Origin of the sequence: Streptomyces yangpuensis (genome assembly GCF_024666385.1) — a bacterium.
GTDB lineage: Bacteria > Actinomycetota > Actinomycetes > Streptomycetales > Streptomycetaceae > Streptomyces > Streptomyces yangpuensis.
This window is the reverse complement of sequence record NZ_CP102514.1, coordinates 3957343-3970192: the sequence shown is the minus strand read 5'-3', so window position 1 is coordinate 3970192 and position 12850 is coordinate 3957343. Positions and strand designations below refer to the sequence as shown.

Sequence of the window (12850 nt, the reverse complement as noted above, 5' to 3'; positions counted from 1 at the left end):
GATCCTACAAAGCGAATTACGCAAATTCACCTGCGATCAGTTCCGCGATCTGCGTGGCATTCAGTGCCGCCCCCTTGCGGAGATTGTCGGCGCACACGAAGAACTCCAGCGCGTACGGGTCGTCGAGCGAGGCCCGCACCCGGCCCACCCAGGCCGGATCCGTCCCGGCGGCGTCCACAGGGGTGGGGAACTCCCCCGCCGCGGGGTCGTCCACGAGCACCACACCGGGCGCGGCCTCCAGGATCTCCCGGGCGTGCGCGGCCTTCACCTCGTTCTCGAAGCCGGCCCGCACCGTCAGCGAGTCACCGGTCAGCACCGGCACCCGGACACAGGTCACCGACACCGGGAGCGTCTCCAGCTGAAGGATCCGGCGGGTCTGCGCCCGTACGGCGAGCTCGTGCGAGGACCAGCCGTCCTCGTCGAGCTCACCGCACCAGGGCACGACATTGAGGGCCAGCGGGGCCGCGAAGGGCCCGGTGTCCTCGCCCACGGCGCGGCGTACGTCGCCGGGCTGCTCGCCCAGGGAGGTCCCGGCGACCAGCGACAGCTGGCGGCGCAGCGCCTCGGAGCCGGCCCGGCCGGCCGCGCTCGCCGCCTGGTACGTGGAAACGGCCAGCTCGGTCAGGCCGTACTCGGCGTGCAGCGCGCCCAGGGAGGCGACCATCGCGGCGGTGACGGTGTCCGGCGCGGCGACGATCCCGCGCGGCCGGATCCGCGCCGCGTGGGCGTTGATCTCGGGGACCACGAGCGGCACCTCGGGATCGTCCCGGAAGGCGGCGGACTGGTCGACGACGACCGCACCGCGCGCGGTGACGACGGGGGCCCACCTGGCCGAGATCTCGGCGGGAGTGAGGAAGAGGGCGACGTCGCCCGGGCCGAGGCCGTCGAAGGCGTCCTCGGTGAGGGCGAGCACCTCGCACTCCTGCCCGCGGACGGACAGCATCCGGCCCGCCGAGCGGCCGGAGGCGATCAGGCGTATGTCGCCCCAGACGTCGGCCCGCTCGGACACCATCCGGAGCAGGACCGAACCGACCGCTCCGGTCGCCCCGACGACGGCGAGTGCCGGAGCCGGGGTCGACCGGGCTGCCGTCATCGTCCGGTGCCCCCGTAGACGACGGCCTCGTCGCTGTCGGAGTCGAGCCCGAAGGCGGTGTGCACGGCGCGGACGGCCTCGTTGACGTCGTCCTGGCGGGTCACGACCGAGATCCGGATCTCCGAGGTGGAGATCAGCTCGATGTTGACTCCCGCGTCGGACAGCGCCTGGAAGAACGAGGCGGTGACGCCCGGGTTCGTCTTCATGCCGGCGCCGACCAGGGAGATCTTGCCGATCTGGTCGTCGTAGCGCAGGGAGTCGAAGCCGATCGCGCTCTTCGCCTTCTCCAGGGCGTCGATGGCCTTGTGGCCCTCGGCCTTGGGGAGGGTGAAGGAGATGTCGGTGAGGCCTGTCGAGGCCGCGGAGACGTTCTGCACGATCATGTCGATGTTGATCTCGGCGTCCGCGATGGCGCGGAAGATCGCCGCGGCCTCGCCCGGCTTGTCCGGGACGCCGACGACCGTGATCTTGGCTTCGGAGACGTCGTGCGCGACTCCGGAGATGATGGCGTGCTCCACCTGCGCGTCCCCTTGCGGATTCTCGTTGCTGACCCAGGTGCCCGGCAGTCCCGAGAAGGACGAACGGACGTGGATCGGGATGTTGTAGCGGCGTGCGTACTCGACACAGCGGTGCAGCAGCACCTTGGAGCCGGAGGCGGCCAGCTCCAGCATGTCCTCGGAGGAGATCCAGTCGATCTTCCGGGCCTTCTTCACGACGCGGGGGTCCGCGGTGAAGACGCCGTCGACGTCGGTGTAGATCTCGCAGACCTCGGCGTCCAGCGCCGCGGCGAGCGCCACGGCGGTGGTGTCCGAGCCGCCCCGGCCCAGGGTGGTGATGTCCTTGGAGTCCGCGGACACGCCCTGGAAGCCGGCGACGATGGCGATGTTGCCCTCGTCCAGCGCGGTGCGGATACGGCCCGGCGTGACATCGATGATGCGCGCTTTGTTGTGGACCGAGTCGGTGATGACGCCTGCCTGGCTACCGGTGAACGACTGGGCCTCGTGGCCCAGGTTTTTGATCGCCATGGCCAGCAGGGCCATGGAGATCCGCTCTCCGGCGGTCAGCAGCATGTCGAATTCACGCCCGGCAGGCATCGGGGAAACCTGCTCGGCGAGATCGATCAGCTCGTCCGTCGTGTCGCCCATCGCAGACACCACGACGACCACTTGGTGGCCGTTCTTCTTGGCGTCCACGATCCGCTTGGCGACGCGCTTGATGCCCTCGGCATCGGCTACGGAGGAGCCTCCGTACTTCTGCACGACAAGGCCCACGTGCGCTCCTCGCTCAGTCCGTCTCATTGCTGGTGCAGTCTAACGAGCGACCGGGATCCGACCGCCTCGTACCGCATCATGAGACGAACAGATCAAAATCCGGGTTCCCGTGCCGGACGATCACTTTCGCCGGGTCATCCGGGGCGGGTCACCCGCGGCAGGTCATGCGCGCGGGTCACCTGCGGCCCAGGCGGCCCAGCTCCTGCGCCATGACCTGTCCGGCCTGTTCGGCGAGGTCGTCCTCGGTCAGGTCCTCGTCCGTGTCCAGGCCGTCCAGCGCCGCCAGTGGCTGGTTCAGGCGCACGTGCGAGATCAGGGACTGCAGGGCCCGCAGGGTCGCCGAGGCGGTCGGGCCCCAGTTGGTGAAGTACGAGAACTGCCACCACCACAGGGCCTCCGTGATGCGGCCCGCCTGGTGGTGGATCAGCCCGTGCCGCAGGTCGGCGACCACGTCGGCCAGGTCGTCGGAGATCCGGTGCGCCACCGGGGCCTTGCGCGGCTCGTACGGGTCGAAGACCTCGGAGTAGACGTCCACCGGCTCCAGCATGATCGCGAACCGCTCGCGCAGGTCGTCGACGTCCGGCTCCGGGCCGAGATCGGGCTCGTAGCGCTCGTCGGGCAGCACGTCCTGGTACGCACCCAGCCGGCCGCCCGCCAGCAGCAGCTGGGACACCTCCAGGAGAAGGAAGGGCACCGCACTGTCCGGGTCCTCGCCCTTGGCGACCTCGGTGACCGCGACGATGAACGACTCGATCTGGTCCGCGATCGAGGCGGCGAAGTCGTCCGGATCCTGGCCGAGAGCGTGCAGCGTTGCGTCAGACATCGAGAAGTCGCCTTCCTTCAAAGGCCCGCCCCAGCGTGACCTCGTCCGCGTACTCGAGATCTCCCCCGACGGGGAGCCCGCTGGCCAGGCGGGTGACCTTCAGGCCCATGGGCTTGATCATGCGGGCGAGGTAGGTGGCGGTCGCCTCGCCCTCCAGGTTCGGGTCGGTGGCGAGGATCAGCTCGGTCACCTCGCCGTCCGCCAGGCGCGCCAGCAGCTCGCGGATGCGCAGGTCGTCGGGGCCGACGCCCTCGATCGGGCTGATCGCGCCGCCGAGGACGTGGTACTTGCCCCGGAACTCGCGGGTCCGCTCGATCGCGACCACGTCCTTCGGCTCCTCGACGACACAGATGACCGTCGCGTCCCGGCGCGGGTCGCGGCAGATGCCGCACCGCTCCTCCTGCGCCACGTTCCCGCACACCGCGCAGAACCGGACCTTGTCCTTGACCTCCAGCAGCGCGTGCGCGAGGCGGCGGACGTCGGTGGGCTCGGCCTGCAGGATGTGGAAGGCGATCCGCTGCGCGCTCTTGGGCCCGACGCCGGGCAGCCTGCCCAGTTCGTCGATCAGGTCCTGGACCACGCCTTCGTACAACGGACTGCCTTCTTTCGGATGGGATGCGTCGGGTGGGAGGGACGAGGGAGGGTACTGCTAGAACGGCAGCCCGGGAATCCCGCTGCCGCCGCCCAGGCCCTGCGCGAGCGGGCCCAGCTTCTGCTGCTGGAGCGCCTGCGCGTTCTCGCCCGCGGCCTGGACCGCCGCGACCACGAGGTCGGCGAGCGTCTCCGTGTCCTGCGGGTCCACGGCCTTCGGGTCGATCACCAGCGCGCGCAGCTCACCGGAGCCGGTCACGGTCGCCTTGACCAGGCCGCCGCCGGCCTGGCCCTCGACCTCGGTCCGCGCCAGCTCCTCCTGGGCGGCAGCGAGGTCCTGCTGCATCTTCTGGGCCTGCTGGAGCAGCTGCTGCATGTTGGGCTGGCCACCACCGGGAATCACAGGGCACTCACTTCCGTACGTCGGTACCGTCAGGACCCTCGCGCCCCGAGACCTTCGGAACGCTTGGTCAATCCGAGCCTACGTGCTCCCCGGGCGCAGCGCCCTACGCCGTGAGGACCAACTCTTTCGAGTGAGAGACGGGGCATGCGCGTACCTGATGGAGCCCTCCTTGCGAGCGGAAATCCCGGGATTCGTTGTCCATCGCCCGTCATTCGAAGGTAGGAAGAGCATGCGCATCATTGCGCACACGCGCACCACCACACGTCAGCGCAGGCAGAGGGAGTGCCGGGTGAGCCAGCCGGAGATGCAGCCCGAGGGGCCACCCCGGGATCCCCGGGAGGAAGGCGGCGGGCCGAAGGCGGCGGGCGATCTGACCGGCCGGCCCTTCCCGCTCGGCGACTGGGGGGAGCCCGCCGAGCGGCTCGACGAGCTCTACCGGCGGGTCGAGGCGGACGCGCTGCGCACGGCCGAGTGGTACCTGTCCGACCGGGCCTGGAAGCGCCGCGGGGCGCGCGTCCTGCGCGTCGGCGCGGCCCTGGGGGCCGTCACCGGCGCCGCGATGCCGGTGCTGGAGCTGACGGGCTCGGCGCCGGGCGGATCGACGTACGGGTACCTGGCGCTGCTGCTGGGCGCGGCGGCACTGGCCTGCGACCGGTTCTTCGGGCTGACGTCGGGCTGGATGCGGGACGTGGCCACGGCCCAGGCGGTGCAGCGCAGGCTGCAGACCCTCCAGTTCGACTGGGCGTCGGAGAACGTCCGCGAGGTGCTCGGGCCCACCGAGGGCACCGCCAGCGAGGCCGCCGAGCGGTGCCTGACCGTGCTGCGCCGCTTCTCCGAGGACATCACGGAGCTGGTGCGCTCGGAGACGGCGGACTGGATGGTGGAGTTCCGGGCCGGGCCCGCGCCGCTGGTGATGCAGTCGCTGGGCGCCTCCGGGGCGCGCGGCGCGGACGCGTACATCCCGCCGGCCCGCTTCCCGCTGCCGCCGGGCACCCGCCCGAACATGCCGCGGCAGCGGCCCCCGGAGCAGCCCCGCTGAGAGGGGGAGGGGCGGGGCGGTGGCGCCCCGCCCGCCGGCTCGGTACCGGGCGTTCGTTGAGCCGGTTCAGCCGGTTCAGCTTGGTCAGCTTGGTCAGCTGAAGATGATCATTGAGCCCTGGCCGAGACTGCGGGTGGCCGCCGCGTGCAGTCCCAGCCAGACGTGCCGCTCGCGGGCGAAGGGGCTGCCGTCGTACGGGATCGGTCCCGCCGGCTCCTCCAGCGACGTCGGCCGCCCGGGAGGCGCCGGAGCCGCGGGCGGGTTCCCGGGGTCGATCCCGATGGCGGGTGCGACGAACATCAGCTCCCGCAGGAGGCCCTGTGCGGACCCCAGCGGGCCGCCTCCGGCCAGCAGTTCCTCGTTCGCCAGCGGTGCCGCGAAGTCGACGGGCACGTAGGCGCCCGCGTGGTCGTAGTGCCACACCAGGTGCGACTGCTGCGCGGTGGGCTCGAACATCTCCAGCAGCTGTTCGTAGTCCCCGCCCAGTTCGTCCACCGGGGTCACCGGCAGGCCGCAGAGCTGGAGCAGGTAGGCCCGTCTCAGGAAATGCAGGGCGTCGTAGTCGAAACCGGCGACCGGAGCGACGTCCCCGCTCAGACCCGGCATGTACGCGAACACGGGCACGGACGGGAGTCCGGCCTCACCCAGCGCCTTGTCGTACGAGGCGATCTCTTCCGCGAAGGGGTTGTCGGGGCTGTGGCACAGCACGTCGACAAGGGGGACGAGCCACAGGTCACAGGCCAACACGGCCTCCGATCAGTCGTTGTCGCCGATCCGGCCAGCGTAGTGCGCCGAACACCCTCCGCGAAGGGGTGCGCAGAACTGCGCGCCCCCGCAGCCCGCTCAGGGCTCACGGGACCGACCGCAACGGACCGGGACCGACCGGGACGCCCCACCGGGAACGACGCGGCTCAGAGCCGGTCGGCCCAGGCCAGCGCGTGCTCGTTGTAGCCCTGCACGATGCGGCGTACCTCGTCCGCGTCCGCCAGCGTCACGGCGTCCACCAGATCGCCGTGCCCGTCCCAGAGGGCCTCCCGCAGCCGCGGCTCGCGCTGGAGGTGGGGAACGGCGAAGACCCAGCACTGCACACGGATCCGGTGCAGGAACTCGGTGATGTAGGTGTTGGCCACCAGCCCGCTCAGCTCCCGCCAGAAGCGCAGGTCGTAGCCGATCAGCACCTCCAGGGAGCCGCTCTGGGCGGCCCTGCGCGCCTCCTCGCCCCGGCGGCGCACCGACACCAGCATCTCGCCGGAGCCCGGGGCGGCGCCCTGCTCGGCGAGCCGGCGGAATATCCCGTCCACGACCAGCGAACGGGCCTCGATCATTCCGCGGAAGTCGTCGACCGTGAGGATCCGCACGCGGAATCCCCGGTGCTGGACCAGTTCGAGCAGCCCCTGGGCCGACAGGTCCACGAGCGCCTCGCGCACCGGGGTCGCGGAGACCTCGTACTGCTCGGCGATCTGCTTCACGGTGAACTCGGTCCCCGGAGGCAGACGTCCCGCGAGCACCTCGTCACGCAGCGCGTCCGCGATCTGCTGGCGAAGTGTGTTGCGGGTGACAGCCGCGCTGCCTGGCATAGGGGTCCGTCCTGTCGTCGAGCTTCGGACACCATAGGCCAGACAGCGAGGCTGAAACCGAGCGGTTTGTGATCGTTATGTGGAGGTCAGGACCGTTATGCGGACGAGAGCCGTATCTAGGTCGTGGTGTGGCGGTCGGCGACCGTCAGCGCCTCGTCCAGCAGGGCCAGACCCTCCTTCGCCTCCGCCTCCGTGATGGTGCACGCGGGGACGACGTGGGTCCGGTTCATATTGACGAAGGGCCACAGGCCGGAGGCCTTGCAGGCCGCCGCGAACTCGGCCATCGGGGCGTTGTCCGCACCGGCCGCGTTGTACGGGACGAGCGGCTCGCGCGTCTCCTTGTCCCGTACGAGCTCCAGGGCCCAGAAGGCGCCGAGGCCGCGGACCTCGCCGACCGAGGGGTGGCGCTCGGCGAGCTCCGCGAGCGCCGGGCCGAGCACGTTCTCGCCGAGGTGGGCGGCGTGCTCGACGACACCCTCCTCCTCCATCGCGTTGATCGTCGCGACGGCGGCGGCGCAGGCCAGCGGGTGGCCGGAGTACGTCAGTCCGCCCGGGTAGGGGCGGGTCGCGAAGGTCTCGGCGATGGCGCCCGAGATGGCCACGCCGCCGAGCGGCACGTAGCCGCTGTTGACGCCCTTGGCGAAGGTGATCAGATCGGGGGTGACGCCCCAGTGTTCGGCGGCGAACCACGTGCCGGTCCGGCCGAAGCCGGCCATGACCTCGTCGAGGATGAAGACGATGCCGTAGCGGTCGCAGAGCTCGCGGACGCCCGCGAGGTAGCCGGCCGGCGGGACCATGATGCCCGCGGTCCCGGGCACCGTCTCGAGGATGATCGCCGCGATCGACTGCGGGCCCTCGAAGGCGATGGTGTCGGCGAGGTGGGCGAGGGCGCGCTCGCACTCCTCGGCCTCGGTGGTCGCGTGGAAGGCGGAACGGTAGAGGTACGGGCCCCAGAAGTGCACGACGCCGGCGGCGGCCGTGTCGGACGGCCAGCGGCGCGGGTCGCCGGTCAGGTTGATCGCGGCGGCGGTGGCCCCGTGGTACGAGCGGTAGGTGGAGAGCACCTTGGCGCGGCCCGTGTGCAGACGGGCCATGCGGACGGCGTTCTCGACGGCCTCGGCGCCGCCGTTGGTGAAGAAGATCTTGTCGAGGTCGCCGGGGGTGCGCTCGGCGATGAGGCGTGCGGCCTCGGAGCGCACGTCGACGGCGAAGCCCGGCGCGAGGGTGCAGAGCCGGGCGGCCTGCTCCTGGATCGCGGCGACGACCTTGGGGTGCTGGTGGCCGATGTTGGTGTTGACCAGCTGGGAGGAGAAGTCGAGGTAGCGCTTGCCCTCGTAGTCCCAGAAGTAGGAGCCCTCGGCCCCCGCGACGGCGAGCGGGTCGATCAGGGCCTGGGCCGACCAGGAATGGAAGACGTGCTTCCGATCTGCGTCCTTCACGGCGGCAAGGGTGTGCGGGGTGGCATGAGGGGTCATGGGGTCACGCTAGAAGTGCGCAGGTGGGGAGGGATATCGGCGGACTGTATGGGGGTGGCGGGCGGGTCTCGGCAGTCTGTCTGCGCCACCCGAGCACCCGGAGGAAGTATTGACAGCATCCTGTCGTTATGACAGTCTCTTGTCATAGGCGCCTTTCGTGGAAGGCCGGCACAGGGACGGCCCGCGACACCCGCCGCAGGCACCGCAGGCAACGCACGTACCACGAGCACCGCAAGCGCCACGAGGCACTACGAGCACCGCAAGCACCTGGCACCACCCGACGCTGGAGGCGAACCACCATGAGCGAGACCGCACACAAGCCCGTCCACCTCGCGGTCTACGACACGTACGCGGACTGGGAGACCGGCCACACCACCGCACACCTCACCCAACGCGGCCACGCCGTGCGGACGGTCGGCTTCGCAGCCGAAGCGCCGGTCACCACCATGGGCGGCGTCCGGATCCAGCCTGACCTGGCCCTGGCGGAACTGCGACCGGAGGACTCCTCGCTGCTGATCCTCACCGGGGCCGCACTGTGGGACGCGGGTGACGAGCTGGCGCCCTTCGCGGCGAAGGCGCGGGAGTTCCTGGACGCCGGTGTGCCGGTCGCGGCGATCTGCGGAGCCACCGCGGGCCTCGCCCGCGAAGGCCTGCTGGACGAGCGCACCCACACCAGCGCGATGTCCCTCTACCTGGCCGAACAGCCCGGATACGAGGGCGCCGAGCACTACGTCGAGGCCGATGCCGTGACCGACGGGAACCTGATCACGGCGGGCCCGACGGAGCCGGTCGCCTTCGCCCGCGAGGTCTTCGCCCGCCTGGACGTCTACAAGCCGGACGTCCTGGACGCCTGGTACGGGCTCTTCCACCACTCGGACGAGAACGCCTACCCGGTCCTGATGGCGGCGTCGGAGGCCGGCGATGCTTGAGCCGTCACCGTCACCGTCGCCGATACGCGAGCCGTCACCGTCGCCGAGACGTGAGCCGTCGCCGACGCTTGAGCCGTCTGAGCCGTCGCCCACCGGGTCCGCCCGGACCCGGCAGGACCTGCTGAGCCGCACCGCACTCGGGGTGTTCCGGCTGAACGGCCAGTTCCTCTCCCTCTCCGAGGAGCTGGCGCGGCCGGCCGGGCTGACCGCCGCGTGGTGGCAGGTGCTGGGAGCGGTGCTGCGGGAGCCCCTGCCCGTCGCGGGAATCGCCCGGAACATGGGGATCACCCGGCAGAGCGTCCAGCGCATCGCGGACCTGCTCGTCGCCAAGGGCCTCGCGGAGTACGCGCCGAACCCCGCCCACCGGCGGGCGAAGCTGCTGCGGCCGACGGAGGAGGGCCGCGCGGCCGTGGACCGGATCGGCCCGGGCCACTCGGCCATGGCCGCCCGCCTCGCGGCGGAGCTGGGCGACGCGGCCTTCGCGGAGACGGTGGGCGTCCTGGAGCGCCTCGCCGCGGCACTGGACACCCTGCCCGCGGCGCACGATCCGGCCGATGCGGCTGGTCCGGGCGGTCCTGCCTGAGCCGCCGCTCCGAGGGGCCGGCCGGGCAGGGGTCTGCGGGCAGCCCCCTTTCCGGCCGGCGCTCCGGTTCGCGCAAGGATTCGGGCCCCCCGAGGGGGTGACCGGAGGCAACCGGCGGGCGCCCCCGGCCGTCTTTCCCGGCGGAGCTGTTCGGCCAGCAGGGGGAGGACCACCCGGCCATGGAACAACTGCAGCCGCACGACCCGCACCGCATCGGCCCCTACCGCCTGCTGTCCCGGCTCGGCGCCGGCGGCATGGGCCAGGTCTACCTCGCCCGCTCCGACCGCGGCCGCACCGTCGCGGTCAAGCTGGTCCACCACGAACTCGCCGCGCGGGAGGAGTTCCGCATCCGCTTCCGCCAGGAGGTCGCGGCGGCCCGTCGGGTCGGCGGCGAATGGACCGCCCCGGTCCTCGACGCCGACACCGAGGCCGCGACCCCCTGGTTCGCCACCGGCTACGTCGCCGGACCGAGCCTGCGCCGCGTCGTCGCCCACGACATGGGCCCGCTGCCGGCCCGTTCGTTACGGATCCTGGCCGCGGGCCTGGCGCACGCCCTCCTGGACATCCACCGCGCCGGGATCGTCCACCGCGATCTGAAGCCCTCGAACGTCCTGATCACCCTCGACGGCCCGCGCGTCATCGACTTCGGCATCGCCCGCGCGCCCACCGGGTACGACGCGGGCCTGACCCGGGCCGGCGAGGTCATCGGCTCCCCCGGATACATGGCCCCCGAGCAGATCCGCGGCGAGCCCGTGACCGCCGCGTGCGACGTCTTCTGCCTCGGCGCCGTCCTGGCGTACGCGGCCACCGGGCGACTTCCCTTCGGTGACGCGGAGCAGCCCGGCGGTCTGGCGGCGCTCCTGCTGCGCAGCACCGAAGCGGAACCCGACCTGGCCGGCGTACCGGGCGAGCTGCTGGACCTCGTACGGGACTGTCTGCACCGGGATCCGGGCGCGCGGCCCGGACCCGCCGAGGTACTGGCCCGGGTCGGCGCCGACGACACCGTGGCCGACGGGAGGGCCCTGGAGCCCTGGTTACCGGCTCCGCTGGTGGCCCTGCTCGGGAGGCACGCCGTACAGCTGCTGGACCGCGAGGACGCCGGGCCGGACCGCGCGGTGCCGACGACGCCTCCGCTGCCGCCCTCCTACTCCGCGTGCCCGCCGCTGGAACCGGAACCTCCGGCCAGGCCCTGGACGGCGTCCACCGCCGTGCTCCTCGTGGTCGCCGCGGTCGTCGCGGGCCTCTCGGCCGGCACGGTGTACGCGGTGATGAGCGGGGCCGAGGATCCGCGACCGCCTGTCACGGGCCCCCGTACACCGGTGTCGACCGGCGCGGGCTCGATCGTGGGTGCGGGGTCGGAGACGGGGTCCGGATCGGCCTCCGGGTCGGCGTCCGGATCGGCGGCCGGATCGGGCACGACGTCGGGTGCTGGCTCCGCTTCGGCTTCCGCCTCGCCCCTGGGTGCCGCGCCGGCCCCGGTGGCTTCGGTTGCCCCGGTGTCCGGCAGCCTGCCCGAGGCCTACGTCGGCACCTGGCAGGCCGTACGCGGCAGCCAGACCTGGCGGCTCACCCTCACGCGCGGCGGAGTCGGCGAGCCGGTGATGGCGCTGTCCGTCCTGGACCCCGGATTCGGCTGTGCCTGGACCGCGCCCCTGCGCAGCGCCCACGACCCTGTGGAGCTGGAAGCATCCACCGTCACCTCCGGCGCCCCGCCGACCTGCACGGCGGGCGGCCGGAGCCGCCTCCTGCTGCTGCCCGGTGGCGCCCTGCGCAGAGAGCTCGCGGGCAGCGACAGCCCCCCGCTCGACTACCGCAGGCAGTGACCGGGACCCGTTTGTGTCGAGGTCAATAAGCCTGCAAACAAAGCTTGTTGCGCACGAAGGTGCTGTCGGACACTGCGGCACATGGAGCCGTTGAGGGTTGTGGCACGACTGTGGGAGCGGATCGAGGCACGTGACTGGGACGGCGTGGCCGGGCTCATCGCCGAGGACGCCGTCATCGAGTGGCCCGTGAGCGGTGAGCGCATCGTCGGGCGCGCCAACTTCATCGCGGTGAACAGCGACGACGGCTACTCGGACGAGAAGCCCGTGAGAGTGCTGCGGATCCTGGCCGACGGGGACGACGTCGTCACCGAGGTCGAGATGCCCCAGGATCACGTCGTCTACCGGGCCGTCTCCCTGTGGACGGTGCGCGACGGGGAGATCGTGGGGGCGAGGGAGTACTGGACGAGCCCCGGCCAGGACCCGGCCCCGCGCTGGCGGGCGGGATACGTCGAACCCATGGCGGCAGACTGAGCCGCGTGCTCACCGCGCTCCTCGGCGCGACCGGGGTGCTGGCGCTCCTCACTCTCGTCCCCGGTCCCGACCCGGGTCCCGACCCGGTCCCGCCCGGTCCAAACTTGGTCCCGACCGGTCCAAACTTGGTCCCGACGTGGGCGATCGTCACCCGGCGCGCCGTATCCCGCTGCCACGGGTGACGGGGTCGTCCTGATCGGCTTCGGTGTGCGAGTGGCGACGACGCGACCGGGAGCCGCCCGCCGGTCAGGCCCACGGGCCGACTGCTCCGAGCCGGTCCAGTTCCTCGCCGATCGCCGCCCGCAGCGCGTCGTGGCGCGGAGCCAGCGCGTGCCGCTCGCCACGCCAGCACTCCTCCTCGTCGTACAGCCACACGGGCCGCCGGACGCGGTCGGCCGGCTCCCAGTCGTAGCGGGGCCAGACGTGGGCGTGGAGGTACGGGTCGGTGTTGCCGAGGATCTCGATGTTCACCCGGCGGAAGGCCGGATCGAGCCGCGCACAGGATCGCTCGACGGCCTCGGCCAGGCGTTCCGTGTCCGCTAGGTACGCGGCCCTGCGGGGCCGGGGCAGGTCCGAGAGCCGGGTCGCGGCCGGGTCGTCGGTCAGCAGGACCGAGTAGCCGGGGAGGAACTGCCGGTCCCCGATGACCGCGAAGGCGGCGTCGAGGCGGCGCAGGACGGTCGGGTTCGTCCCGCGGTGTGCGCTGCCGATGCGATCGTGACGCCAGTCTTCCTCGGTCATCGCCTTCCTCCAAGTGGTCTTGTGCGGCTCG

At 71.9% G+C, this 12850-nt stretch carries 14 protein-coding genes; 5 read left to right on the top strand and 9 right to left on the bottom strand.

Annotated elements, in window-relative coordinates:
• Positions 1-16: 16 nt before the first annotated feature.
• From NRK68_RS18180 to NRK68_RS18160, 5 genes are all read right to left on the bottom strand, one after another.
• Positions 17-1093: an aspartate-semialdehyde dehydrogenase gene (locus NRK68_RS18180; RefSeq protein ID WP_183066560.1), complete on the bottom strand. Its 1077-nt coding sequence runs from the start codon at positions 1091-1093 to the stop codon at positions 17-19.
• Positions 1090-2364, bottom strand: a complete 1275-nt coding sequence (locus tag NRK68_RS18175) for an aspartate kinase (RefSeq protein ID WP_046777819.1) — start codon at positions 2362-2364, stop codon at positions 1090-1092. Before NRK68_RS18175 ends, NRK68_RS18180 begins: the two co-directional genes overlap by 4 nt.
• A gap of 175 nt (positions 2365-2539) precedes the next feature.
• Positions 2540-3187 (bottom strand): DUF5063 domain-containing protein, encoded by a 648-nt coding sequence (locus tag NRK68_RS18170; protein WP_046777818.1) that lies wholly within the window; start codon positions 3185-3187, stop codon positions 2540-2542.
• On the bottom strand, positions 3180-3779 hold the full coding sequence (recR, locus tag NRK68_RS18165) for a recombination mediator RecR (RefSeq protein WP_030648057.1): 600 nt from the start codon (positions 3777-3779) through the stop codon (positions 3180-3182). The genes NRK68_RS18170 and recR overlap by 8 nt, the downstream gene beginning before the upstream one ends.
• Before the next feature lie 57 nt (positions 3780-3836).
• Positions 3837-4181 carry a YbaB/EbfC family nucleoid-associated protein gene (locus NRK68_RS18160; protein WP_075970649.1) on the bottom strand — a complete coding sequence of 115 codons (345 nt, stop codon included), beginning with the start codon at positions 4179-4181 and terminating at the stop codon, positions 3837-3839.
• A 289-nt stretch (positions 4182-4470) separates the two neighbouring features.
• Between NRK68_RS18160 and NRK68_RS18155 the strand changes: the two genes are divergently transcribed.
• Positions 4471-5220 (top strand): SLATT domain-containing protein, encoded by a 750-nt coding sequence (locus NRK68_RS18155; protein WP_200904413.1) that lies wholly within the window; start codon positions 4471-4473, stop codon positions 5218-5220.
• 93 nt (positions 5221-5313) lie between these two features.
• On the opposite strand, the gene NRK68_RS18150 is transcribed toward NRK68_RS18155, so the two are convergent.
• The 3 genes from NRK68_RS18150 to NRK68_RS18140 form a co-directional block, all read right to left on the bottom strand.
• A complete protein-coding gene (locus tag NRK68_RS18150) occupies positions 5314-5964 on the bottom strand; it encodes a putative DNA-mimic protein (protein WP_183066558.1) in 651 nt (216 codons plus the stop codon).
• Between the two features lie 167 nt (positions 5965-6131).
• On the bottom strand, positions 6132-6797 hold the full coding sequence (locus NRK68_RS18145) for a GntR family transcriptional regulator (RefSeq protein WP_183066557.1): 666 nt from the start codon (positions 6795-6797) through the stop codon (positions 6132-6134).
• 116 nt (positions 6798-6913) lie between these two features.
• Positions 6914-8272, bottom strand: coding sequence for an aspartate aminotransferase family protein (locus NRK68_RS18140; protein ID WP_257856227.1), 1359 nt, complete (start codon positions 8270-8272; stop codon positions 6914-6916).
• A 299-nt stretch (positions 8273-8571) separates the two neighbouring features.
• Between NRK68_RS18140 and NRK68_RS18135 the strand changes: the two genes are divergently transcribed.
• The 4 genes from NRK68_RS18135 to NRK68_RS18120 all read left to right on the top strand — a co-directional run bounded on the left by NRK68_RS18135 (position 8572) and on the right by NRK68_RS18120 (position 12078).
• Positions 8572-9201: a DJ-1/PfpI family protein gene (locus NRK68_RS18135; RefSeq protein WP_183066555.1), complete on the top strand. Its 630-nt coding sequence runs from the start codon at positions 8572-8574 to the stop codon at positions 9199-9201.
• A gap of 142 nt (positions 9202-9343) precedes the next feature.
• Positions 9344-9784 carry a MarR family winged helix-turn-helix transcriptional regulator gene (locus tag NRK68_RS18130; protein ID WP_308296202.1) on the top strand — a complete coding sequence of 147 codons (441 nt, stop codon included), beginning with the start codon at positions 9344-9346 and terminating at the stop codon, positions 9782-9784.
• Positions 9785-9963: 179 nt separating this feature from the next.
• On the top strand, positions 9964-11607 hold the full coding sequence (locus NRK68_RS18125) for a serine/threonine-protein kinase (RefSeq protein WP_257856226.1): 1644 nt from the start codon (positions 9964-9966) through the stop codon (positions 11605-11607).
• A gap of 81 nt (positions 11608-11688) precedes the next feature.
• Positions 11689-12078: a nuclear transport factor 2 family protein gene (locus NRK68_RS18120; RefSeq protein ID WP_183066552.1), complete on the top strand. Its 390-nt coding sequence runs from the start codon at positions 11689-11691 to the stop codon at positions 12076-12078.
• Between the two features lie 246 nt (positions 12079-12324).
• Here the strand turns inward: NRK68_RS18120 and NRK68_RS18115 are convergent, their stop codons facing one another.
• Positions 12325-12819 (bottom strand): HIT family protein, encoded by a 495-nt coding sequence (locus NRK68_RS18115; RefSeq protein WP_183066551.1) that lies wholly within the window; start codon positions 12817-12819, stop codon positions 12325-12327.
• Between the last annotated feature and the right edge of the window lie 31 nt (positions 12820-12850).

What these genes read in the sequence shown, in the direction of transcription:
- NRK68_RS18125 (WP_257856226.1), top strand. Translation starts at nt 9,964, where the DNA reads ATGGAACAACTGCAGCCGCACGACCCGCACCGCATCGGCCCCTACCGC.
- NRK68_RS18120 (WP_183066552.1), top strand. Translation starts at nt 11,689, where the DNA reads ATGGAGCCGTTGAGGGTTGTGGCACGACTGTGGGAGCGGATCGAGGCA.
- NRK68_RS18170 (WP_046777818.1), bottom strand. Translation starts at nt 3,187, where the DNA reads ATGTCTGACGCAACGCTGCACGCTCTCGGCCAGGATCCGGACGACTTC.
- NRK68_RS18140 (WP_257856227.1), bottom strand. Translation starts at nt 8,272, where the DNA reads ATGACCCCTCATGCCACCCCGCACACCCTTGCCGCCGTGAAGGACGCA.
- NRK68_RS18115 (WP_183066551.1), bottom strand. Translation starts at nt 12,819, where the DNA reads ATGACCGAGGAAGACTGGCGTCACGATCGCATCGGCAGCGCACACCGC.
- NRK68_RS18135 (WP_183066555.1), top strand. Translation starts at nt 8,572, where the DNA reads ATGAGCGAGACCGCACACAAGCCCGTCCACCTCGCGGTCTACGACACG.
- NRK68_RS18145 (WP_183066557.1), bottom strand. Translation starts at nt 6,797, where the DNA reads ATGCCAGGCAGCGCGGCTGTCACCCGCAACACACTTCGCCAGCAGATC.
- NRK68_RS18180 (WP_183066560.1), bottom strand. Translation starts at nt 1,093, where the DNA reads ATGACGGCAGCCCGGTCGACCCCGGCTCCGGCACTCGCCGTCGTCGGG.